The 20,395-nt window shown below is 67.0% G+C and carries 21 protein-coding genes; 18 read left to right on the plus strand and 3 right to left on the minus strand.

The features are described 5' to 3' along the window. Positions 1 to 13 precede the first annotated feature (13 nt). Positions 14 to 1,123: a GlxA family transcriptional regulator gene (locus M3A49_RS09210; protein WP_266228419.1), complete on the minus strand. Its 1,110-nt coding sequence runs from the start codon at positions 1,121 to 1,123 to the stop codon at positions 14 to 16. Positions 1,124 to 1,359: 236 nt separating this feature from the next. Here M3A49_RS09210 and M3A49_RS09215 point away from each other — a divergent pair, with 236 nt between their 5' ends. Next, positions 1,360 to 1,620: a hypothetical protein gene (locus M3A49_RS09215; protein WP_266228420.1), complete on the plus strand. Its 261-nt coding sequence runs from the start codon at positions 1,360 to 1,362 to the stop codon at positions 1,618 to 1,620. 16 nt (positions 1,621 to 1,636) lie between these two features. Here M3A49_RS09215 and purU read toward each other — a convergent pair whose 3' ends face one another. Further along, positions 1,637 to 2,518 carry a formyltetrahydrofolate deformylase gene (gene purU, locus M3A49_RS09220; protein ID WP_266228421.1) on the minus strand — a complete coding sequence of 294 codons (882 nt, stop codon included), beginning with the start codon at positions 2,516 to 2,518 and terminating at the stop codon, positions 1,637 to 1,639. 261 nt (positions 2,519 to 2,779) lie between these two features. Here purU and M3A49_RS09225 point away from each other — a divergent pair, with 261 nt between their 5' ends. Next, positions 2,780 to 3,298, plus strand: a complete 519-nt coding sequence (locus M3A49_RS09225; RefSeq protein ID WP_266228422.1) for a plasmid fertility inhibition factor family protein — start codon at positions 2,780 to 2,782, stop codon at positions 3,296 to 3,298. Between the two features lie 10 nt (positions 3,299 to 3,308). Here the strand turns inward: M3A49_RS09225 and M3A49_RS09230 are convergent, their stop codons facing one another. Then, positions 3,309 to 3,908: a LysE family translocator gene (locus M3A49_RS09230; protein WP_266228423.1), complete on the minus strand. Its 600-nt coding sequence runs from the start codon at positions 3,906 to 3,908 to the stop codon at positions 3,309 to 3,311. A 419-nt stretch (positions 3,909 to 4,327) separates the two neighbouring features. On the opposite strand from M3A49_RS09230, the gene M3A49_RS09235 reads away from it, so the two are divergent. From M3A49_RS09235 to M3A49_RS09310, 16 genes are read left to right on the plus strand one after another with little or no spacing between them, the layout of a single operon-like run. Further along, entirely contained in the window at positions 4,328 to 5,029 is a 702-nt protein-coding gene (locus M3A49_RS09235) for a beta-ketoacyl synthase chain length factor (protein ID WP_266228424.1), read from the plus strand. Further along, positions 5,013 to 5,807, plus strand: coding sequence for a lysophospholipid acyltransferase family protein (locus M3A49_RS09240; RefSeq protein ID WP_266228425.1), 795 nt, complete (start codon positions 5,013 to 5,015; stop codon positions 5,805 to 5,807). Before M3A49_RS09235 ends, M3A49_RS09240 begins: the two co-directional genes overlap by 17 nt. Further along, positions 5,782 to 6,081, plus strand: coding sequence for a phosphopantetheine-binding protein (locus M3A49_RS09245; RefSeq protein WP_028212563.1), 300 nt, complete (start codon positions 5,782 to 5,784; stop codon positions 6,079 to 6,081). The genes M3A49_RS09240 and M3A49_RS09245 overlap by 26 nt, the downstream gene beginning before the upstream one ends. Before the next feature lie 3 nt (positions 6,082 to 6,084). After that, positions 6,085 to 6,336 carry an acyl carrier protein gene (locus M3A49_RS09250; RefSeq protein WP_028208535.1) on the plus strand — a complete coding sequence of 84 codons (252 nt, stop codon included), beginning with the start codon at positions 6,085 to 6,087 and terminating at the stop codon, positions 6,334 to 6,336. Between the two features lie 8 nt (positions 6,337 to 6,344). After that, positions 6,345 to 7,001 (plus strand): hypothetical protein, encoded by a 657-nt coding sequence (locus tag M3A49_RS09255; RefSeq protein ID WP_416338940.1) that lies wholly within the window; start codon positions 6,345 to 6,347, stop codon positions 6,999 to 7,001. Next, positions 6,998 to 8,713 (plus strand): AMP-binding protein, encoded by a 1,716-nt coding sequence (locus M3A49_RS09260; RefSeq protein ID WP_266228426.1) that lies wholly within the window; start codon positions 6,998 to 7,000, stop codon positions 8,711 to 8,713. The genes M3A49_RS09255 and M3A49_RS09260 overlap by 4 nt, the downstream gene beginning before the upstream one ends. Continuing rightward, a complete protein-coding gene (locus tag M3A49_RS09265; RefSeq protein WP_266228427.1) occupies positions 8,710 to 10,419 on the plus strand; it encodes a glycosyltransferase family 2 protein in 1,710 nt (569 codons plus the stop codon). The genes M3A49_RS09260 and M3A49_RS09265 overlap by 4 nt, the downstream gene beginning before the upstream one ends. Beyond that, positions 10,406 to 11,983, plus strand: a complete 1,578-nt coding sequence (locus M3A49_RS09270) for an HAL/PAL/TAL family ammonia-lyase (protein ID WP_266228428.1) — start codon at positions 10,406 to 10,408, stop codon at positions 11,981 to 11,983. The genes M3A49_RS09265 and M3A49_RS09270 overlap by 14 nt, the downstream gene beginning before the upstream one ends. Then, positions 11,980 to 12,420, plus strand: coding sequence for an acyl-CoA thioesterase (locus tag M3A49_RS09275; protein ID WP_266228429.1), 441 nt, complete (start codon positions 11,980 to 11,982; stop codon positions 12,418 to 12,420). The genes M3A49_RS09270 and M3A49_RS09275 overlap by 4 nt, the downstream gene beginning before the upstream one ends. Continuing rightward, on the plus strand, positions 12,408 to 13,082 hold the full coding sequence (locus M3A49_RS09280; RefSeq protein ID WP_266228430.1) for a LolA family protein: 675 nt from the start codon (positions 12,408 to 12,410) through the stop codon (positions 13,080 to 13,082). The genes M3A49_RS09275 and M3A49_RS09280 overlap by 13 nt, the downstream gene beginning before the upstream one ends. Next, positions 13,082 to 15,493, plus strand: coding sequence for an MMPL family transporter (locus M3A49_RS09285; protein ID WP_266228431.1), 2,412 nt, complete (start codon positions 13,082 to 13,084; stop codon positions 15,491 to 15,493). The genes M3A49_RS09280 and M3A49_RS09285 overlap by 1 nt, the downstream gene beginning before the upstream one ends. Then, on the plus strand, positions 15,493 to 16,671 hold the full coding sequence (locus M3A49_RS09290) for a beta-ketoacyl-[acyl-carrier-protein] synthase family protein (protein WP_266228432.1): 1,179 nt from the start codon (positions 15,493 to 15,495) through the stop codon (positions 16,669 to 16,671). Before M3A49_RS09285 ends, M3A49_RS09290 begins: the two co-directional genes overlap by 1 nt. Before the next feature lie 8 nt (positions 16,672 to 16,679). Continuing rightward, the gene (locus tag M3A49_RS09295) at positions 16,680 to 17,165 is read left to right on the plus strand and encodes a hotdog family protein (protein ID WP_266228433.1); all 486 of its coding nucleotides are present in this window, start codon (positions 16,680 to 16,682) and stop codon (positions 17,163 to 17,165) included. Further along, positions 17,162 to 17,887 (plus strand): 3-ketoacyl-ACP reductase FabG2, encoded by a 726-nt coding sequence (locus M3A49_RS09300; RefSeq protein ID WP_266228434.1) that lies wholly within the window; start codon positions 17,162 to 17,164, stop codon positions 17,885 to 17,887. Before M3A49_RS09295 ends, M3A49_RS09300 begins: the two co-directional genes overlap by 4 nt. Continuing rightward, a complete protein-coding gene (locus tag M3A49_RS09305; protein WP_254357668.1) occupies positions 17,887 to 19,113 on the plus strand; it encodes a beta-ketoacyl-ACP synthase in 1,227 nt (408 codons plus the stop codon). The genes M3A49_RS09300 and M3A49_RS09305 overlap by 1 nt, the downstream gene beginning before the upstream one ends. Before the next feature lie 2 nt (positions 19,114 to 19,115). Then, complete coding sequence (locus M3A49_RS09310; protein WP_266228435.1) at positions 19,116 to 20,360, plus strand: beta-ketoacyl synthase N-terminal-like domain-containing protein; 1,245 nt, start codon at positions 19,116 to 19,118, stop codon at positions 20,358 to 20,360. The last annotated feature ends 35 nt before the right edge of the window (positions 20,361 to 20,395 follow it).

Raw genomic sequence — 20,395 nt, forward strand, 5'->3', positions numbered from 1 at the left:
CGGCCACCAAACATCAATGCAACGAACCGCCAACAGCAACCTCCCCCTCAGCAAGCGCAGCACCACTCCGCAATAGCGCATCGAGATCCGCCAACTGCACGGCATCCTGCCCACTGCGTTGCGCACGAAACATAACAGGCGGCACCCCGAACTGCTTACGAAACTCACGCCCCAGATGCGAAGCATCCGAAAACCCACAACTCGAAGCAATATCGGCAACGGTGCGATCCGAGCTCGTGAGTAGCCAGGCGGCTGTCCGCAGACGCAACGCATTGGCGAATGCACGCGGACTCTTCCCCGTTTCCGCCTTGAAGAGGCGTTCGAGCTGCCGTGGCGAGAGGTTCAGCTTGCAGGCCAGTTCTTCCAGCGGCACGTTGCGGCCAACCTGCTGCTCCATCAACAGTACGGCACGCTTGACCTTCGGGTGCGTGGCGGGCTCGAGGCCGGGCGGGTGAGGCTGCGGCGCATTGCCCTTTTGCATTTCGCCGACCAACAAAATGCGCAGGGCCTTCTGCACGGTCGCGTGATCGAAGTGGCGCAGCAAGATGGCGGCGGCGACGTCGATCGACGCGCGGCCGCCCGAGCAGGTAATGCGGCGCCGGTCGATCGCGAACAGGCGGTCGGCGACGATGGCGTCGGCATTGACGTTGGGGAAGCGCTCGATGAAGTCCCAATAGTGGAACCAGCTCACGCAAATGCGATGACCGTCGAGCACGCCGGCGCGCATCAGCGCGAAAACGCCCGTGCAGATCCCGACGACCGTCGTCTCGCCGCTGGCCGCGCGGCGGATGGACTGCAACGTGGCTTCGCTTGCGTGCGGGCCGGAGTGCAGCAGTCCGCCCACGACCACGAGATAGTCGACCGGTTCGGCGTCGGCAAAGGTCTCCCAAGGCGCGATCTGAATGCCGCAACTCGCACGCACGGGCGCAAGCGTTTCGCCGATCACGCGCCACGAGCAGCGCACCGGCTTGCTGTAGTCGCCTTCGTCGGCGGACAGACGCAGCATGTCGACGAAACCCGAGAACGCGGTCAGCGTGAAGTTCGGCAGCAGCACGATGCCGAAACGGATGCGCTCCTTGGGAGCGGCGTCGAAGGAAACGGCGGTGGCGAGTGTGTCGGACATGGAGGCTCAGGATAGCGGCGATGCGGTTTCAGCCAAGCTTCCCCGATATGGCCCCGAGGCGCTTGTCGTTTTCCGCCATCGATCTTCGCAAAAGCGAAAATTTCACGGAATACACGCCGCATGGCGGGGCGGTTCCGCCGCCCTGGCGCGTTCGTTCTAGCGGCGCCGCCGCCGCTTTGGTCAACTCTTTAGCGGGCACACGGCCCACGCCGCACCCATCCACGAGGCCTGTTTTCATGCCGCGCACCGAAACCGTCGAACTCAACAAACGCGCCTGTCACGGCGACGCCGAAGCCGCGCTCGCCCTGCTGGAGCAGAGCATGGCGCGCGGACACGGGCGTATCGGGCTGCTGCGTTATCTGCAGGCGCGTTGCGTGGGCGCGGCGCTCGCGCGTCGGCATCACGACTATGCAGAGCGCGTGGCGAGCAGGATGAGCGAGGACGCGTTCGCGGCGCTGGTGGCGCAGGCGCAGCGCCGCTACAGCATGGCGGCGTGAACGCCCATACGCTTGCTCACAGCACGACGGTGCGGCCGTCGTTGATGAAGACCCGGCGCTCGAGAAATACCCGCACGGCGCGCGCGAGCGTCACGCATTCGACGTCGCGCCCCACAGCCAGCAGACGCTCGGGGTTCAGCGAGTGGTCGACGCGCTGCACTTCCTGCTCGATGATCGGGCCTTCGTCGAGATCGTCGGTGACGAAGTGCGCGGTTGCGCCGATCAGCTTGACCCCGCGCACGTGCGCCTGATGATAGGGGCGCGCGCCCTTGAAGCCGGGCAGGAAGGAATGGTGGATGTTGATGGCGCGGCCGGCCAGCTTCCGGCTCGTTTCGTCGGAAAGAATCTGCATGTAGCGCGCGAGAATCAGCAGTTCCGAACCGGTCGAATCGAACAGGTCGAGGATGGCGGCTTCCTGTTCACGTCGCGTTTCAGGTGTGACGGGGAGGTAGTGAAACGGCAGGTCGTGCTGCCTGGCGAGCGGTTCGAAATCGCGGTGATTCGAGGCAATGCCCGCAATGTCCATCTGCAGCTCGCCCATGCGCCAGCGAAACAGCAGGTCGGCAAGGCAGTGCTCGAGCTTCGACACCATGATGAGCACTTTGGGACGCACCCGCAGGTCGTGAATGGCCCAGGTCATTTCGTGCTTGCGCGCGACGCTCGCGAACTCGTCCCGCAGATCCGCCAGATCGAAGCGCTCGCCCGCGCCGGCCTGCACGACCTCGTGAAAGACGCAGCGCAGGAAGAAGCGCGTGCTGATGTCGTCGTCGAAGACCGTGAGCTCATCGATATAGCCGCGGTGGGCGTCGAGAAAGCCGGCGACCGCGGCAACCTGCCCGGCAGCGGCGGGGCAGGACAGCGTGAGCACGTAGCGGTGCTGCGGGTCTTCGGTGGGCATGCGCGTTCTCCTCGTGTCGTAATGCGCCCGCTGCAGCTTGCGGTTCGTGCCGGGGCGCTGGCTTGATGGCGCAAGTAAGCCACCAATCCGCGTGCGGCACATAGAACCCACGCGCTGTTTCGCGAGAATGAATACGCCAACCTGGCGCCCACGCGACGCCAACATGAAGAAGGTCACCTTTGCCCCGATGGCTGTCGCATTCCTGCTATCCGCCGCTTTTTTCTCCGGCAAGCATGGGGCTGCGGCTAATCTGGAGCGGAGATGGAGAGTTACCTGGGTCTGCAGGCGTGGGCGTTGAACGGGCAGCGTGCCGCGCTTTTTCGCGTGCGTACATCGGTCGCCGACGTGTATCTGTCGGTGAGCCGCTCGAATTACGGCAACGAGGAACGGGCCGTGGTCGAAGTGGACTGCGCGCGCTTCTTGAGGCTCTGGCGGGACGACCCGTGCGGCGAGCACGCCGGGCTCGCAAACGGCAATCCGCAGACGTGGCGTGCCGACCCGCGCTTCGAACTGGCGGCCGAGGGTTTCAGTTTCGGCGAAGAAGACCCCGTGCCGCTTGCCGAAGTCAGTTGCCCGGCGAGCGCCGCTGTGCCGCACGTTGCATTCACGGATGGCGTGATGCGGACCCTCTGGCTAGCCGCCTACGCGGCGAAGTCCTTTCCGGTGGAATGCTGTGTGAACGACGCCGAGACGCTGCAGCGCCTGGCCGGAGCGGCTGGCAGCCGCTGGTTCAGCGTTGCCGAACTCGTTCCGCCGCAAGTCGCGCGAGCCCGGGAATGACCCGCTAGCGTCAGTGCGCGAGCGCCCACATGAGCGACACGGAGAAGGCACCCACCACGACGGACGCGCAGCGCTGGAAGAACGCGGGACGAATGAACGGCGCCCGGCCGTTGCGCGGCGCGGCGCCGATGGCGATCCATGTGAGGCCAATGGGAATCAGCAAGACCGCGAAGATCGCCATGGCCTGGAGCCACGTGATGACGCTCGCGAACGCCGCGGGCGGAAAAATCGAGCCGGCGAACAAAATGGCCTTGGGATTGAGCACCGTGGCGCTGAACAGCGTGCGCGTGCTGACCACGCCCCTGGCCGACGTTTCGATCGAGTTTGCCGTGAGCCAAAGGCGCAAGGCGAGCCACGCCAGATAGAGGCTGCTGGCCACTCGCAGCACCTTCGGCAGCCAGCTCAGTGAATTCGACGCATGAGTGAAGCACAGCCCCCAGACGGTAATCGACACCAGGTAGCCGGCCAGTTCGGCGACGGTCAGATGCGCGGAGCGCCGCAGACCCTGCCGCAAACCGGCGGCGGCGAGCAGCGTGTTGGTCGGCCCCGGCATGAGCAGCACGATCGCACAGCCCGAGACCATCAGCCCGATGGTGGAAATGGAAAGCATGAGGGTGGCCGGGGAATAGGGGTTCGGATTATTGAAAGCAGACTGTAGGGCGTTATGGCAGCCAGTGACTAAAACTGCCCCGCGGCGCCCGCATTCTACGGCTTACGCCGGTATATGCCTATTTCATCCGGGTCCGGAGCGCTAAACCATCGGCCCATATTCGTCACATTGAGAGCGGCATTTGCTTTGGCAGATGCGCGCTTGCGTCGCACGCTTAAATTATTGATTTCAATGCATCTATTGATGCGTAACAAATCATTTCGAAATATTTCATGGTTCGCCCTAAATAATCCGCGAATCACGCCGTTAAAGTACGCACGAGAACTCTGTCCAGAATATTTGCGGGCCGAGGAAGAATAAACATACGCCGTTCGGGGCCGAGAGCCCGCACGCTGCGGCCGCCGTTATCGTCAACCCCTATGCCTGATTTGTCGTGGACCATGCCCGTGGCGCGTTGGTCCTTCTGGTCTTCCGCATCGGAAAGTCTGCCTGAGGTTGCGTTCGTCGATCCGATGATGCGCCGCCGGCTGAGCGCGCTTTCGCGGATGGCGCTGAAGGTGGCGGGCGACTGCGTCGATGCGCAAACCCGGACACGCGTGGTTTTCGCATCGCGGCACGGCGAGTTGCGCCGCACGACGGACATTCTGCGCGACATCGAGGCACACAAGCCCGTTTCGCCGAACGCGTTCAGCCTTTCCGTGCTCAATGCGATGACGGGGCTATTCGGTATCGTGCGGGGCGACCGTTCGCCGGCTACGGCCCTCTCGGCAGGCGCGCAAACGCTGGGCTACGCGCTGCTCGAAGGCCATGCGCTGCATGCCGAAGACCCCGGCAGCCCGGTATTGGTCGTCTACGCCGACGAACCTGCTGACGCCCGCTACGGCGCGGTCGAGCAGGAAGTGCAGCGCGGCGCCTTCGCGCTGCTGCTCGATGCGAGCGAGGCTGCGCAAGGCCGGCTCGCGTGCTCCATCACGGAAAACAAGCAGGCCTCGGCCGCGCCGGCACGCGCATTCGCTACGCAAAGCGAAGCGCTGCATCACTGCCTGAGCGGCGGCGCAAGCGCCGCGTGGCAGGGCAGCGGCGGCACATGGCAATGGAGCTGGCATGTCGGCTCGGCTTGATTACGGCTGGCGGCTCTTCGCTACCGGCTTCAGCGTCGCGTTGTTCAGCGCATGCGGGCTGCTGTTCTCGGTGATCGTGTTTCCGCTCGCGTCGGTCTGGCCGCATCGTGCTTCGCGGCAACGCGCGGTCACCACCGTCATTCACTGGTTTTTCCGCTCGCTCGTGGCCGCCTTGCAGCGCGCCGGCGTCATGAAGCTCGACGTGGCCGGCGCGAAGGCGCTGCGCTCGGGCGCCCCTGCCATCGTTGTCGCGAACCATCCCACCTACCTCGACGTGGTCGTGCTGCTCGCGCTCACGCCTTCCGCCTGTTGCGTCGTGAAGAACGCGCACTGGCGCAACCCGTGCTTCTGGGGCATCGTGCGGGCGGCCGAGTACGTGAGCAATGCCGATCCCGCAGGCTTCGTGCAGGACTGCGCGCGCCAGCTGGCGAACGGCTACAGCATGATCATTTTTCCCGAAGGCTCGCGCAGCCCCGCGCCGAATCGCCTGCACGCGTTCTCGCGCGGCTTCGCGCATACGGCGCTCGAGGCCGGCGCGCCGGTTCTGCCCGTGCTCATGCACTGCGATCCGCCCGCCTTCACCAAGCAGATGCGCTGGTATCACGTTCCGCAGCGACCCTTCCGCATGACCGTGAACGTGCTGGCGCCCATCGGCGTCCAGCCGCTCGCGCCGCGCGACATGCCTTCCGCACTCGCCGCGCGCAACGTCACGCGCACCATCGAGGCGCAAATCACACAGCACCTGTTTGACTATGGATACTTTAAAACTGGAAATTAAGCGGCTCCTGATCGAGGCGCTCGATCTCGAGCATCTCACGCCCGCCGATATCGACGACGACGCGCCGCTGTTCGACACCGACGGCGTGGGGCTCGACTCGATCGACGCGCTGGAGATCGGCATCGTGCTGCGCCAGCGCTATCAACTGACCATCAACGCCGACGACGAAAACGTGCGCGGCTACTTCCGGTCGATCAACACGCTCGCGGCGCTCGTCGCGGGCCACGCAAACGAAAACGAGGCGCTGGAAGCCACTGCAGGGAAAGGGGATTGAATCATGAACGAAGCTGAAATTCTCGACCGTATCCGCGAGATCTTTCACGAGAACTTCGATATCGATCCGGCACGCGTCACGCCGGAGGCGCACCTGTTCGAGGAACTGGATCTGGACAGCATCGACGCCGTCGATCTGGCCATCAAACTCCAGGAAATGACGGGCCGCCGCATCAAGCCCGAAGAGTTCAAGCAGGTGCGCACGGTGGGCGACGTGATCGCCGCGGTCGAGTCGCTGCTCGTGACCCAGGCTTGAGGCCATTCGTGACCGTTCTTCGCGGGCACGGCCCGGCTGAGCCTGCCGCTGCAGGTGAAAGCAACGTGGCAGGCAGCCGGGCGCGCAGCAAGTGGAAACTGCTAGCTGGTCTCGCCTACCCGGTCGTGATCCTGTGCGCGTGGCGCTGGGATTCGCCGCGTTTCGTGGGCTTGTTGCTGCTCGTGTTGCTCTGGATGCAGCGTGTGGCAGGCACGGGCGCGCTCGCCGCAACGCTGCGCAAGCTCACGCCGGTGGACTGGGCCGTGGCCGTCATGCTCAATGTCGCCTCGGTGGCCATCGTGATCACCAATAGCGAAGGGCTCATGCGCCTGTATCCTTCGCTCGTGAATCTCGGCCTGCTCGTCGCATTCGGCGCGACCCTCGTGAAGGGTCCGTCGATGGTCGAAAAATTCGCGCGTCTGACCTATGCCGATCCGCCCGCGCACATCGTGCGCTATACGCGCCGCGTCACGCAGCTCTGGTGTGGCTTTTTCGCTTTGAACAGCCTGTTTTCCGCCTGGACGGCGCTCGCCTGGTCCGCTCGCGCCTGGTCGCTCTACAACGGCGCGCTCGCCTACGGGATCATCGGCGCGCTGCTCGCTGGCGAGTTCGCCTGGCGCAAATGGATCATGCTGCCGCGTGCTGCGCGACGGGAGGCGGTGTGATCGCATTGCACGAGCTTCTCGTGACGCGTCGCCGCGAGCCGCGTAGCGTGGTTTGCGTCGATGGCGCGAACGTGACGGAATTCGCTACGTTCCGTGCGCATGCGCTGGGCATGGCCGCGCGCCTGCGCACGCGGCCGGGCCTGCGCTTCGCGCTATGGAGCGACGACCCGTATCTGTTCGCCTGTGCTTTGTTCGGACTGCTTGTGGCCGGCAAGGTGCCCGTGATTCCGGCGAACGCGACGCCGGGCTATCTCGCCGAACTGAGCGACGCGTACGACGCGGTGCTGGACGAAAACGAGCTTGCCGGGTGGTGTGCCGATACGGCTGCGGTTCAGCCCGTCGACCCCGGCATGGCGATCGACGCGAATGCGATGCTCACGCTCTTCACGTCCGGCAGCACCGGCACGCCGAAGCCCGTACACAAGACGCTCGCGCAGTTCGACGCCGAGGTGCATACGCTGGAAGCCGCGTGGGGCGCGCTGCTGGGCGACGCGGCCGTGCTCGCGAGCGTGCCCCATCACCACATCTACGGGCTGCTGTTCCGCGTCTTCTGGCCACTGGCCGCGGGAAGGCCGTTCGCCCGCGCGACCTGTGCCGACCCGGCGCAATTGCAGGCGCGGATTGCCGAATGTTCGGCGCAGTGCGGCGCGACCGTTGTCGTCTCGACGCCTGCGCAGCTCTCGCGCTGGCCCGATCTGCCGGGGTTTGCGACGCTCGGTCCGCAGCCGCGCGCGTTCTTCTCGTCGGGCGGCCCGCTGCCGCTCGACACGGCGCAGCAATACGCCGCCACGTTCGGTGCCGCGCCGCTGGAGATCTACGGCAGCACGGAGACGGGCGGCATCGCCTGGCGCAGACAAAACGAAATGCAAGCGTGGACGCCCATGCCGGGCATCGCCGCGCGCGCGGGCGCAGCGGAACAGGGCGGCGCGCTCGAAGTGCGCTCGCCGCACCTCGGCCACGACGGCTGGCATCGCACCGACGACAAGGCCGCGTTCGACGAGTACGGCCGCTTCGTGCTGCAAGGGCGTCTCGACCGCGTGGTCAAGCTCGACGGCAAGCGTGTGTCGCTCAGCGAGATGGAGAGCAAGCTGCTGCTGCATCCCGGCGTCGCGGAAGTGAGAAACGTGCTGCTCGAAGGCGGCTCGCGCGAGCGCATTGGCGCGCTCGTGGTGCTCACCGCAGAGGGCCGCGATACGCTGCGCCGCGATGGCCGCGTTCTGCTCCTCAAGGCGTTGCGCCGCCATCTCGCCGCCTGGTTCGACGCAGTCGTTCTGCCGCGCCACTGGCGCATTCACTGCGCGCTGCCAGTCGACTCGCACGGCAAGATTCAGGCGCAGGCAGTCGCCCGCGCGTTCGCGGCCAGCGAAGAAGGGTTCGAGCTGCTCGCGCAATGGGACGACGCGGAAGGGCGGACATTCGAACTGCGCGTGCCGCACGCGCTCGTTCATTTCGCCGGCCACTTTCCGGGCCTGCCGATTCTGCCTGGTGTCGTGCAGGTCGACTGGGCGATGCGGTTCGCACGCGACTGGGTGCCCGGCGTGCGTGCGCTCGCCTCGATCGATCAACTGAAATTCACCATGCCGGTAGCGCCGGGTGCGCTGCTCAAGCTCGTGCTCAAGCACGACGCCGCGCGCCGGCGCGTAGCGTTCGCGTGGCGCGTCGGCGAACGCGACTGCGCGTCCGGCGCCTTCGTATACAGGGAGCCCGCATGAGCCTCGCGGCCTGTATCGTCATTCCGATCTACAACCACAAGGACGCGATCGGCGGCACCGTGGCGAACCTGATCGTCCACGGCCTGCCGCTCATCGTCGTGGACGACGGCAGCGACGACGCCACGCAGCAGGTGCTGGCGGACCTCGCGCGGCGCTACGCCGGCAAGCTCACGCTGCGGCGCCTGCCCGTGAACGGCGGCAAGGGCGCGGCGGTGATGGCGGGGCTGCGCGCCGCGCGCGACGCGGGCTATACGCACGCGCTGCAGATCGACGCGGACGGGCAGCACGACGCCGCGGACGTCCCGCGCTTTCTCGCCGCCGCGCAGGCGAATCCGCGCGCGGTCGTGATCGGCCAGCCCGTCTACGACGAGAGCGTGCCGAAAGCGCGTCTCTACGGGCGCTATCTGACCCATGTGTGGGTCTGGATCGAGACGCTCTCGTTCACGATTCGCGATTCGATGTGCGGCTTCCGCCTCTATCCGCTCGGCCTCGCGTGTGCGCTGATCGACAGCGTGAAGCTGCCCGAACGCATGGACTTCGACATCGAGATTCTCGTGCGCCTGCACTGGCGGCGCGTGACGTTCGTCTCGATTCCGACCGCCGTCACCTACGCGGCCGATGGCGTCTCGCATTTCGACGTGCTGTGGGACAACGTGCGCATCAGCCGCAGCCATACGCGGCTCGTCGCGGGCATGCTCGCACGTCTGCCGCTGCTGCTCGCGCACAAGGTCCTGCCGCGGCGCGCGGCTGCGGGCGATGGCAACGACCCGTGGTGGCGCACCGCCGAACGCGGCAGCCGGCTCGGCATGGCGTTGCTCGCCTGGAGCTGCGGCCTGTTCGGGCGGCGCTTCACCGCACTCTGGCTGCACCCTATCGTCGCTTACTTCCTGGTCACGGGCCGCTCGGCGCGCGACGCCTCGCGGCGCTATTTCGACCGGCTGCAGCAGTGTTCGCCGGAACGCGAGACGCCGCGCCCCGGCTGGTTCACGGCCTACCGCCATATGCTCTCGTTCGCGCAATCGGGCTTCGACAAGCTGGCTGCCTGGACAGGCCGCGTCGATCAGACCGACGTGGAGATCGACGACCCGCGCGCGTTCGACGCGTTGATCGCGAGCGGCCGCGGCGCGCTCGTGATCGGCTCGCACCACGGCAACCTCGAAATGGCGCGCGCGTTGGCCGTGCGCGGCGCGCAAACCAAGGTGACGGCCATCGTCTACACGGAGCACGCGAAACGCTTCAACAGCGTGCTGGCTTCCGCACATCACGATTTCGCGCAGCATCTCGTGCCGGTGAGCGACTTCGGCCCGCAAACGGCGCTGATGATGCAGGAGCGCATCGAGCGCGGCGAGCTGCTCGTCATCGTCGGCGACCGCACGCCCGCGCGCGAAACCGGCCGTACCACCGAAGCGCGATTCCTCGGCGAGACAGCCGCGTTTGCTCAGGGGCCCTATGTATTGGCGCATGCGCTCGCGTGCCCCGTTTATCTGCTGTTCTGCCTGAAAGAGCGCGCGGGCTATCGGCTCTACTTCGAGCCGTTTGCCGAGCGCATCGATCTGCCGCGGCGGGGCCGCGCCGAGCATATAGCGGCATGGGCGCAGCGCTTTGCGTCGCGCCTCGAACACTATTGCCGCAAGGCGCCTTACCAATGGTTCAACTTCTACGATTTCTGGGCGCGCCCCAGTGGGGGTGCGGATGGCCGAAACTGACCTGAAGGATGCCGACGTCAAAGCGGATGCCGTGGTATTCGGCGGCCGCCATTTGACGATCGAGGACGTCGTGGCGGTAGCGCGCGGCGGCGCCGCCGTGCGGCTCAACGACGACCCGGCCTGGCGCGAACGCATCGCGCGCGGGGCGGCGTTTCTGCGCCGCCATCTCGAAGCCGGTGCGACCGTGTACGGCGTCAATACGGGCTACGGCGACGCCTGCGTCGTCGACGTGCCGATGGCGCTCGTCGAGGCCCTGCCGCTGCAGCTCACGCGCTATCACGGTTGCGGTATGGGCGAGTATCTCGACGACGCCTCGGCGCTCGCCGTGATCGCCGCGCGTCTGAATTCGCTGGCGTTCGGGCTTTCGGGCGTGCGCCCGGTGCTGCTCGAACGCCTTGCCGATCTCATCAATCATCGCGTGTTGCCGCGTATTCCCGCCGAAGGCTCGGTGGGCGCAAGCGGCGACCTCACGCCGCTTTCGTATGTCGCGGCGGCGCTGGTCGGCGAGCGCGCCGTGCAGTTTCGCGGCGCGCCGTGCGAGGCGCGCGACGCGTGGCTCGCGCTAGGCCGCGAACCGCTCACGCTCGCGCCCAAGGAAGGCCTCGCGCTGATGAACGGCACGGCGGTCATGACGGGCCTCGCCTGTCTCGCGTTCACGCGGGCGGCGCAGCTCGCGCGCCTGGCCGCGCGGCTCACCGCGCTCGCCACGGTGGCGCTCGACGGGCGCGCCGCGCATTTCGACGCGTTCATTTTCGAGGCCAAGCCGCACGCCGGGCAGGGCGAAGCGGCGGCATGGATCCGCGCCGATCTGGCCGGCCGTCCGGACACGCCGGGACACCGCTTGCAGGACCGCTATTCGATCCGCTGCGCGCCGCACGTGATCGGCGTGGCGAACGACGCGCTCGCGTGGATGCGCCGCGACATAGAGAACGAGCTGAACAGCGCCAACGACAATCCGCTGATCGATCCCGACGGCGAGCGCGTGCTGCACGGCGGCAACTTCTACGGCGGCCATATCGCGTTCGCCATGGACGGCCTCAAGACGGCCGTGGCGAATCTTGCCGATCTGATGGACCGGCAACTCGCCTTACTCGTCGACGATAAGTTCAACAACGGCCTGCCGCGCAATCTCACGGGCGCGACGAGTGCGCGTGCGCCGATCAATCACGGCTTCAAGGCCGTGCAGATTTCGTCGTCGGCGTGGACGGCGGAGGCGCTCAAGCACACGATGCCCGCGAGCGTGTTCTCCCGCTCGACGGAGGCGCACAACCAGGACAAGGTGAGCATGGGGACGATCGCGGCGCGCGACTGTTTGCGCGTGCTGCAACTCACCGAGCAGGTCGCGGCCGCCCACGCGCTCGCCACCGTGCAGGCCGCGCGCCTGCGGCTGCGCGGCAACGCCGCGATCGTGATTCCCGAGCCGCTTGCCGCGTTCATGGAAGACGTGGCCGCGACGTCGCCATTCGTCGACGAGGACCGCGCGCTCGAACGCGAACTGCGCGCCATGACGGAGCGAATCGCAACAGGCGACTTCCTGGCGCAGAACGCGGAGGTCAGGCCATGAGCGAATCACGCAAGCTCGTGCCGGTGTTGAGCGCGAGCGCGAACGTGGAAGTGCCGTTCCATGACGTGGACGCGATGAACGTCTGCTGGCACGGCCACTATCTGAAGTACTTCGAATTCGGCCGCGCGGCGCTGCTGCGCAAGTTCGACTACGACTATCGCGAGATGCAGGCCTCGGGCTACGTGTGGCCCGTGGTCGAAGCGCATTTGAAGTATGTGCGGCCCGCCGTTTACGGGCAGCAGCTCGAGGTCTGCGCACACCTGCTCGAGTACGAAAATCGCCTGAAAATCAGCTACGAAATCTACGATCGCGATTCGCGCACGCGGCTCACGAAGGGCTACACGATCCAGGTCGCCGTGAATGCCGCCACGCAGGAACTGCAGTTCGTCTCGCCGCCTGTCGTGCTCGAAAAGCTGGAGCGTGCATGGGCGCGTTGAAACGATGCGCGGCCGTTGCCGCACTGATTGCGCTTCAGTCGATGTGGACTCCGGCGCTGGCCGCGACGGCGCTTGTGAACGTGAGTACAAGCGCGAACGCCGGCGACGCGGCACTCGTCTCGCAGATCGCGTCGCGTCTCGCGCGCGCGAATGGCGTGCGTGCGCATTTCACGCAAACGCAGACGCTTGCCGCGATGAAAGCCCCGCTCGTCAGCACGGGCTCGCTGCTGTTCTTTCGCGAGCGCGGCGTGATCTGGCAGGTCGAGACGCCGTACAGGAAAACGTGGATCATGCGCGACAGCGGTGTCACCGTGATCGATGCGACCGGCCAGCGCATCCAGAGCAGCGCTGCACAGGGCGCGCGCGGTGCGGCGGAGATCGCGAAGATGATGCGGGCGATGCTCGGCGGCGACCTGAGCGGGCTGTACTCGCAATTCGACGTGGCGGCGCGCGGGACGCCTTCGCAATGGCAGATGCACCTCGTGCCGCGCCAGCCGCAGATCGCACAGGCGCTGCGCGGCATCGAGATGGAAGGCGGCGACTTCCTGCACAGCTTGCGCATCACGTTCGCCAACGGCGACGTCACGCAGTACGACTTTAGCGGCAGCGCGCAGGTGTCCGAACTGGCGCCCACCGACCAGAAGCTTTTCGGAACGCCGTAGTGAGTTCCTCTGAGCTTCGCACCGCAACCCAGCCGTGGCGGCAGTGGACGCTGCGCGCCGCGTGGCTGCTGCTGGCCCTCGCGGCGGCGCTGTATTGCGCCTGGCGCTTTGCGGGACCGACGCCCCTGCAGACGAACCTGCTCGCGCTGCTGCCGGCAACCGAGGCCGACCCCGTGGCCGAAGAGGCCGTGGACCAGCTTGCGAGCGCGCTCGGCAACCGCGCCGTGCTGCTGGTGTCGAGCAGCGACGCGGCGCACGCGAAAGCCGCGGCGCAGCGACTGGGCGCGGTGCTGGGCGCGAGTCACGCGTTCGCTTCGGTGACGGCGCAAGTCCCGCCGTTCGACCTCGGCCGCATTACGCGCTTCTACCTGCCGTACCGCTTTGGCCTGCTCACGGCGCAAGACCGTGTGATTGCCTCCGGGAGCACCGAAACGCTGCGCGGCGCGCTCGCCGAGCGCCTCTATGGACTGCCGGACGCGGGTCTCGCAACGTCGCTTGCCGACGATCCCTTCGGCTGGCTTCAGCACTGGCTCGCGGGGCTGCCGCTCGCGGCATCGAATCTCACCATCGAAGACAGTCTCCTCGTTGCGCACCGCGGTAACACCACGAGCGTGCTCGTTATCGGCACGCTGCCTGGATCAGCCTACGAATCCGATGTTCAGCGAGGCGTGCTGCTTGCCGTCGCACACGGCGAGGCCGCGCTCAAGGCTTCATGGCCCGATGTGACCGTCGCGCGCACGGGCGCCGTGTTCTATGCCGAGTCTGCGCGCCGCGCCTCGGAGCGCGACGTGCATCTGATCGGCATCGTTTCGGCGGTAGGCATCGCGCTGCTCATGCTCTGGATCTTCCGCTCGCCGCGGCTGATCCTGCTGGGTTTCGTTTCCACGGCACTCGGCATCGTGTGCGCGCTCGCGGCCACCATGCTCGTCTTCGGCAAGCTGCATCTGCTGACGCTCGTGTTCGGCGCGAGCCTGATCGGCGAGGCGGTCGATTACTCCATTCAGTACTTCGTCGTCTACCTCGGCGCGCGGCACGGATGGGATTCGCGGCGCGGCGCGCGCGAAGTGCTGCCCGCGCTCACGGTGGCGCTCAGTACGAGCCTGCTTGGCTACGCCATTCTGACGTTTGCGCCGTTTCCGGCGCTCAGGCAGATCGCCTGCTTCGCCATCGTCGGCATCTTCACCGCTTTCGCTTCCGTCATCTGGCTGCTGCCGAGCCTCATGACGCAGCCCGCGCGCCGCAGTCCCCGAACGCTTTTCGCGGTGGCCGCGGCCTCGCTCGCGAAATGGCAGGCGCTGATCGGCGGGCGGCGCGCATGGGGCGTCGCGCTTGCACTGGTGGTCATCGCCGTGCCGGGCTGGCTGCAACTGCGAAGCGACGACGACATTCATCTGCTGATCCAGCGGGACCCGGCGCTCGTTGCGCAGGAGCGCGTGGTGTCGAGCGCGGTGGGGGCGGACAACAGCGCGCAGTTCTTCGTCGTGCGCGGCACGTCGCCCGAGGCCGTGCTCGAGCGCACCGAGGCGTTGTGCGCGCGGCTCGGCACGCTCACGGGCGCGTCTGCGCTGAGCGGCTGGCAGTCGGTGACGTCGTTCGTGCCCTCCGAAGCGCGGCAGCGGGCCGATCGCGCGTTGCTCGGCGCGCATGTGTTCGCCGATCCCACCGCCTTGCGCACGCTGCTGGGCGCCGCGGGCTTTCGTGACGAGGTGGCGCAAACGTGGCTCGATGCCTGGGCGCATTCGGGCGCTTCCGTGCTGCACGTGGACGACTGGCTTGCCGAACCCTGGTCGCAGCCGTTCCGCCACCTGTGGCTCGGGCGTTCCGTGAGCACGCCCGGTGCATTCGCCGCGATCGTGATTCCGCAGAGCGTGTCCGCTGCGAACGCGCCCGCGCTTCTCGACGTCGCGCATGCGCTGCGCGGTGTGAGCTTCGTCGACAAGGCGGCGAGCGTATCGCGGCTGTTCGGCGTGTATCGGCAGGACGGTGCGATCTGGCTCGCGGGCGCGCTTACGCTCGTGCTCGCGCTGCTGATGTTCCGCTACGGCTGGCGCGGCGCCATCTCGGTTGCACTGCCGGTGTGGCTCGCCATCGGCGTCACGCTCGCCGCTTTCGGCTATGCGCACGTGCGCATCAATCTCTTCAACATGCTGGCGCTGATGCTCGTGCTCGGCGTGGGTGCGAACTATGCCGTCTTTCTGCGCGAAGGCGCGATGCGCGCTGCCACCGATCGCGGCGCGGTATGGACGGGTGTGCTGCTATCCGCCGCGACCACGTTGCTCTCGTTCGGCATGCTCGGCATGAGTTCCATGCCCGCGCTCAAGAGCTTCGGCGCCACACTGTCGCTCGGCATCATGGTGTCCGTCATGCTCGCGCCGATCGGCATGCCCACGAATCAACGGAGAAAGGCCTAATGGCGCCCCCTGTCTATTTGCACGCGCTCGGCATGGTCAACGCGCTCGGCGACGACGTGGCTGCGATCGTCGCAGCGCTCGGGCGCGGCGAAGCGCCCGGCATGGGGCCGATCGCGACCTGCACCGGCACGGCGTTCGTGGGGAGCGTGAACGCGCCGCTCGACGTTGCGCCGCCCGCATCGCTCGCCTGCTACGACTGCCGCAACAACCGGCTTCTGCTTGCCGCGCTGGCGCAGATCCGGGCCGCGATCGAAGCCGCACGCGAACGCTTTGGCGCGGGCCGTATCGGCGTCGTGCTCGGTACGAGCACGTCGGGCATCAGCGCCGCGGAAATGACGTTCACCCAGCCTGCGCAGCAAGAAGCCGCTTCGACGTTCGACTACCGCCAGATGGAGATCGGCACGGCTGCGCCGTTCGCCGCCGCGGCGCTCGACCTACGCGGCCCGGCGTACACGATCTCCACGGCATGCACCTCGAGCGCCAAGGCGTTCGTCGCCGCGCGCCGTCTGCTGTGCGCGAACCTGTGCGATGCCGTCGTCGTGGGCGGCGTCGATTCGCTTTGCGAACTCACGCTGCAAGGTTTCGCCTCGCTCGAATCGACGAGCCCCGTACGAACCAACCCGATGAGCGCGCAGCGTCGCGGCATCAACATCGGCGAGGGCGCGGCGGTGTTCCTGATGAGCCGCGAGGAAGGGCCGGTGATGCTCGCGGGCGCGGGCGAGTCGAGCGACGCCCATCATATTTCCGCACCCGACCCACAGGGCGCGGGCGGCGAACTCGCATTGCGTGCCGCGCTCGCCGACGCGGGCATCGGTGCGGCCGCGATCGGCTACGTCAACCTGCACGCAACCGCCACGATCAAGAACGACCAGATGGAAGCGCATCTCATGGCGCGCGTGTTTCCCGACGGCGTGGCCGCGAGCGGCACGAAGCCGCTCACGGGGCATACCCTCGGCGCGGCGGGCGCGAGCGAACTGGGACTCGCGTGGCTCACGCTCGCTCGCGACGACGTCGCGCTGCCGCGCCATCTGTGGGACGGCGAAGCCGACCCGGCGCTGCCCTCGCTCGACCTGGTTGAAGACGTGCGGTATTTGCCGCGCAACGGCGTGCGCCAATACGTGATGAGTAACTCATTCGCGTTTGGCGGCAGCAACGTTTCACTCATACTCGGACGGTGATCGAGGCCATGAATTCCCTTCTTTCCTCATCGACGGACACATTCCCGCCGATCGAGGCGATCATCCCGCACCGTGGCACGATGCTGCTGCTCGACTCGGTCGCCGCCTGCAGCGACGAATCGCTCACGGCGCTTGCCAGCGTGCGCGCCGATGCCTGGTATGCCGACGAGCAGGGCGCGATGCCCGCGTGGATCGGCATCGAACTGATGGCGCAGGCGATCGCGGCCCACGTCGGCCTGTTGTCGATGCGCGATGGCAAGCCTGCCCGCCCGGGCGTGCTGCTCGGCACGCGCCGCTATGAGGCGGCGCAAGGCGCGTTCGCAAGCGGCACGCCGCTCAGCATTACGGTCAACGAAGTGCTGCGCAGCGAGGAAGGCCACGGCGCGTACGGCTGCACCGTCAGTCAGGATGGCAAACTATTGGCTGAGGCAACCATTAAGGTGTATCAGCCGCGCGATTTTCAGACTTTCATCGAGGAAAATTCCAGATCATGAGCCGTCGTGTTCTCGTCACCGGCGCGAGCCGCGGCATTGGTCGCGCGATCGCCTATCATCTCGCCGCGGACGGCTTTGCCGTCACCGTGCATTGCCGCACGGGCCGCAACGAAGCGGATGCCGTCACGGCTGGCATCGTCGCACAGGGCGGCGCGGCCAGCGTGCTGCAGTTCGACGTGCGCGACCGCACCGCATGCCGCGCGGCGCTCGAAGAAGACGTGGCGGCGCACGGCGCCTACTACGGCATCGTCTGCTGCGCGGGCGTGACGCGCGACGCAGCGTTCCCCGCACTGACCGACGAAGACTGGGACATCGTGCTCGAAACGGGCCTCGACGCGTTCTACAACGTCGTGCATCCGCTCGTCATGCCGATGGTACGTGCGCGCAAGGGCGGCCGGATCGTGACGGTGGCCTCGGTGTCGGGCGTGACGGGCAATCGCGGTCAGGTCAATTACAGCGCCGCCAAGGCCGGACTGATCGGTGCGACGAAAGCGCTCGCGGTGGAGCTGGCCACGCGCAACATCACGGTCAACAGCGTCGCGCCCGGGCTCGTCGATACGGGCATGCTCGACGACGTGCGGCTCGAGCACGCGCTCAAGGCCGTGCCGATGAATCGCGTGGGACAGCCCGCCGAAGTTGCGGCCGTGGTCGGCTTCCTGATGTCCGACGCGGCGTCTTATGTCACGCGCCAGGTCATCGGCGTCAACGGCGGGATGGTCTGATGAAACGCGTCGTCATTACCGGCATGGGCGGCGTGACCGCGCTCGGCGATCAGTGGGAGCAGGTCGAAGCCGCGCTCAAGGGCGGCGTCAACGCCGTCAAGCGCGTGCACGACTGGGACTATATCGAGTCGCTGCATACACGCCTTGCGTGCCCGCTGCCGGCGTTCAATACACCTGAACATTACCCGCGCAAGAAAACGCGTTCGATGGGCCCGGTCTCGCTCTACGCGGTGCGCGCGAGCGAACACGCGCTGGCGGACGCGGGCCTGCTCGACGACGCGTCGATCAAGGACGGCCGCATGGGCGTGGCGTACGGCTCATCGGCCGGATCGGTCGAGCCGGTGCGCGCGTTCGGCAAGATGCTCGAAACGGGCTCGATGAGCGACGTGACGTCGAACAGCTACGTGCAGATGATGCCGCACACCACGGCCGTGAACGTGAGCCTCTTCTGGGACCTCAAGGGGCGCATCGTGCCGACGTCGTGCGCGTGTGCGTCGGGCAGCCAGGCCATTGGCTACGCCTACGAGATGATCGCGAATGGCAAGCAGACGCTGATGCTCGCGGGCGGTGCCGAGGAGCTCTCGGGGCCCGGCGTGGCCGTGTTCGACATGCTCTACGCCACGAGCACGCGCAACGACGAGCCGCAACTCACGCCGCGTCCGTTCGATGCCGCACGCGACGGCCTCGTGGTGGGCGAGGGCGCGGCTACGCTCGTACTCGAGGAATACGAGCATGCCGTGGCGCGCGGCGCGCGCATTCATGCGGAAGTGGTCGGCTTCGGCTGCAATTCGGACGGCGCCCATATCACGCAGCCCACGGCGGCGACGATGGCGGTCGCGATGCGCCAGGCGCTCGCCGACGCGCGGTTGGCCCCCGAGGCGATCGCGTATGTGAATGCGCACGGCACCTCCACGGATCGCGGCGACGTGGCCGAAAGCCAGGCCACGGCGGCGACCTTCGGCGCGCGCATGCCGATCAGCTCACTCAAGAGCTATATCGGCCATACGCTCGGTGCTTGTGGCGCGATCGAGGCCTGGTGGACGATCGAGATGATGAAACGCAACTGGTACGCGCCCACGCTCAACCTGACCGAGGTCGATCCGGCCTGCGCGCCGCTCGACTACATCCTGGGCGAGCCGCGCACGATAGACGCCGAATACGTGATGAGCAACAACTTCGCGTTTGGCGGCGTGAACACGTCGCTAATCTTCCGGCGCGCGCGTTGAGCATGCCGACATCGTTATCAGCGGGCGGGTTGCAGCGCGTCGTCGTGACGGGTATGGGCATCGTCTCGTGCCTCGGCAATACGCTCGACGGCGTTTCCTCGCGATTGCGCGACGGGCGGGGCGGCATCACGCGCGTTCAGGCGTGGCGCGAACGCGGCTTCGCGAGCCAGGTGGCGGGCGTGGCTTCGGTGGACGGCGAAGCGCCGTTCGGGCGCAAAGCCGAACGCTTCATGGGCGACACGGCGCGCTTTGCCTGCCACGCCGCGCGCAGCGCGATCGCCGATGCGCAGCTCGACGCGCACGCGCTGCGCACGCCTCGGGCCGGCGCGGTGGTGGGCTCGGGCGTCGGCACGATGTCCGCCTACGACACGGCCATGGCAAGCGCGAACGCGCGCGGCATCGACCGCGTGCCGCCCTATACGGTGCCGCAGGCGATGAGCAGCACGACATCGGCGAATCTTGCGCACGTGTTCGGATTGGAAGGCGTCACGTATTCGCCTTCGTCGGCGTGCACGACTTCGGCACTCGCAATCGGCCAGGCCATGCAGCTGATCCAGACGGGCCGCCAGGACATCGTGCTCGCGGGCGGCGCCGAAGGCTTGCACGACAACATGACGCTGATGTTCGACGCGATGGGCGCACTTTCGCGCGGCTTCAACGACACGCCGGAACGGGCGTCGAGGCCCTATGACGCGCGGCGTGACGGCTTTGTGATCGGCTCGGGCGCAGGCATCCTCGTGCTCGAATCGCTCGCCCATGCGCAGGCACGCAACGCGCGCACCTACGCCGAGCTGACCGGCTACGGCCAAGGCACCGACGGCGCGCATATGGTCGCGCCGCAGGCGGGCGGCATTGCGCGTGCGATGCGCGAGGCGCTCGGTGAGGCCGGCTGCCGCCCGGACTACATCAACACCCATGCGCCTTCGACGCCCTCGGGCGATATCGAGGAACTGCTCGCGCTGCGCGCCGTGTTTGGCGGCGAGATCCCTGCTTTCTCCTCGACGAAGGCGCTCAGCGGCCATCCGCTCGGCGCATGCGGTGCGCACGAAGCCATCTACACCTTGCTGATGATGCGCGATCGCCGGATTGCCGGCGCCGTGGGCATCGAAGCGCTCGATGCGGCGGCGGCCGGCATGCCGCTCGTGCGGGAAACGCGCGATGCGCGCATCGAGACGGCGATGTCGGTTTCATTCGGGTTCGGCGGCAGTTGCGCGAGCCTGGTGTTTCGCGCCTGGAATGCGGTCTGAGGTTTCGGGCAACCCTGAAGATAATGAGGATTCCA

Source organism: Paraburkholderia sp. CNPSo 3076 (assembly GCF_026343935.1).
Taxonomy (GTDB): Bacteria; Pseudomonadota; Gammaproteobacteria; order Burkholderiales; family Burkholderiaceae; genus Paraburkholderia; species Paraburkholderia nodosa.